The 2,474-nt window shown below is 23.9% G+C and carries 5 protein-coding genes; all 5 read left to right on the forward strand.

The window, feature by feature from the left end; translation table 11 throughout:
* Nucleotides 1–28: 28 nt before the first annotated feature.
* The gene (locus tag J7G74_RS16445; protein ID WP_297137397.1) at nt 29–160 is read left to right on the forward strand and encodes a hypothetical protein; all 132 of its coding nucleotides are present in this window, start codon (nt 29–31) and stop codon (nt 158–160) included.
* An 11-nt stretch (nt 161–171) separates the two neighbouring features.
* Nucleotides 172–546 carry a GntR family transcriptional regulator gene (locus J7G74_RS16450; protein WP_297137398.1) on the forward strand — a complete coding sequence of 125 codons (375 nt, stop codon included), beginning with the start codon at nt 172–174 and terminating at the stop codon, nt 544–546.
* Nucleotide 547: 1 nt separating this feature from the next.
* Entirely contained in the window at nt 548–1,390 is an 843-nt protein-coding gene (locus J7G74_RS16455) for an ABC transporter ATP-binding protein (protein WP_297137400.1), read from the forward strand.
* The gene (locus tag J7G74_RS16460) at nt 1,383–2,018 is read left to right on the forward strand and encodes an ABC-2 transporter permease (RefSeq protein ID WP_297137402.1); all 636 of its coding nucleotides are present in this window, start codon (nt 1,383–1,385) and stop codon (nt 2,016–2,018) included. Before J7G74_RS16455 ends, J7G74_RS16460 begins: the two co-directional genes overlap by 8 nt.
* Nucleotides 2,019–2,033: 15 nt before the next feature.
* Nucleotides 2,034–2,474 (forward strand): hypothetical protein (locus tag J7G74_RS16465; RefSeq protein ID WP_297137404.1); only part of this gene is annotated, 441 nt, incomplete at its 3' end.

Genomic DNA, 2,474 nt, shown 5'->3' on the forward strand with positions numbered 1-2,474 from the left:
ATACAATTTATATAAAAGGAGAAGATTTATGTCAATTTCATTAGAACTTTTATTCCAAATAATTAATACACTTTTGGTAATGTTTGTTCCTACTATTTTAATATTAATTTTTGTTGGAATATATATAACTATAAGAAATAAATCTAAAAAGTGTAGATAAAAGGAGGACTTATGAAGGTTATTATTTCAAATAATTCAGATTCACCTATATATTTGCAAATAGTAAATCAAATCAAAGAGGAAATATTAAGCGGGAAAATACAAGAAAATCAAATGTTACCTTCTATGAGAGCTTTAGCAAAAGATTTAGGTATTAGTTTTATAACTACTAAAAGATCTTATGAAGAATTAGAAAAACAAGGCTTAATTAATACAGTTCCAGGTAAAGGTTGCTTTGTGTCTCATTTCAATAAGGAACTAGTATATGAGGCCAAGATGAGGGAAATAGAATTAAAATTGGAAGAAGCTATAAATTTATCAAATAGTTTAGGATTATCAAAAGAAGATTTGATTTCTACATTAGAAAGTCTTTATGAGGGGGAATAGTATGCTAAGATTAGAAAATGTCAGTAAAAAATTTGATAACTTTGAGTTGAAAAATATATCGTTTCATTTAGAAGAAGGATTTATTATGGGGCTTATAGGTCCAAATGGATCTGGTAAAACAACTTTGATTAAGTTAATTATGAATTTACTACAAGTTGATGAAGGAAAAATTTATTTTCAAGGAAAAGATATATCACAAAATCCTAAGGAGTTTAAAGAAAATATAGGATTTGTTTATGATAATTTATACTTTTATGAGAATCTAAAAGTTAAAGATTTTAAAAATATTGTTTCATCCTTTTATTCAAAATTTGATAGGGATAAGTTTGATAATTACTTGTTAAAATTCAAAATAGATAAAAATACAAAAATAAAAAATTTGTCAAAGGGTCAAAATATAAAGCTTATGTTAGCAAATGCACTTTCTCATAATGCTAAGCTATTGATACTAGATGAGCCAACATCAGGACTAGATCCTATTTTTAGAAAAGAAATGATAGAAATACTTCAGGAAGAATTGGAATGTGGAGATAAGAGTGTTATTATTTCAACACATATTACTCAGGATCTAAGTAGGGCAGCAGATTATATAACTTTTATAAATAATGGAGAGCTAGTATTTAGCAAAGACAAGGATACTATAAATGAAAGCTACAAAATAATTAAAGGTAGTAAAGAAGAATTAGATATTCTAGAGAGCATTCTTATAAATCGAAAAGATACGCCTTATTATAGTGAAGGTTTAATTATAGGTAATAGTGTAGAAATAGATAGTGATAATATTCAAAATGCAAGTCTAGAAGACATTATTTATTATTATGGGAAGGTGATAGAAAATGATTAATTTACTAAAAAAAGATTTAATTGCTTGCTTTAAAGCAGATATAAAAACAATATCAAAACTGATAATAGGTTTAATAATATTTTCTTTTATTTTATTTCCTATAGCAGTAATAATGATACCACTTTTTATAAGTTACATATTTATTCTTAGAAGTTTCTATTTGGATGAACTTAATAAATGTGATTACTTTTTTAATAGTTTACCTATAGAAAAAGAAGATATAGTTTATAGCAAATATTTACTTGCTACTATAGTAATTATAATTTCTTTTATATTTACTTTTTTATACTCAAAATTTATGAATCGTATGTGGGGATTTAATAATTTTACTATAGAATCAACTTTATCTATCTTAAGTATAATTCTTTTCTTAATATCAATCTTATTTCCAATAATATTTAAGTATGGATATAGAAAGTCTTATGTGTTAATAAATTTAATAATAGGAGTAATGATAACTGTAAGTATGTTTATTTCTATGAGCGTCAGTGTTGAGTCTACTACAGAAACAATATCAATTTTAAAAGATAATAGTTTAATTATAAGAACCGGAATATCAATGTTTTTATACTTAATCTCAATGTATGTATCAAATAAAATATATACAAAAAAAGAAATAGCAAGTTAAGTGGGGGATATAAAAATGAATAAAAAGTTTATAAAGGTTAGTTTAATAATATGTGTACCACTAATAATATTAATTGGATTATTTACTATAGGTTCAAGTAATGATGAGATTTTTGATGATTTACACAATAGTATTAAATTTACATATAAAGATTACAAAGAAGAAAAATACAATTATATTGTAAGTGTTATTGTAAAAAATAACTCAAGAAATATAGCTAGTTTGCAGGAGATGGAACTTAGTTTTGATTATAATGGTGAGGGTGAAAATATAGGCAATTTTTATATAAAAGGAGAAGAAAAGGATATATGGGACGATGATAAGATTATGGGTATAGATCCAGGTAAAGAAGAAGAAATTATTTTTAAAATACCAAAAGGAATTGAAATAAATAAAGATTATTATAATTTAAATAGAATAATAGTAAGTTATGATGTTAGTTTCTTTAAATTTAGA

It is taken from the genome of Terrisporobacter sp. (assembly GCF_017888745.1).
Taxonomy (GTDB): Bacteria; Bacillota; Clostridia; order Peptostreptococcales; family Peptostreptococcaceae; genus Terrisporobacter.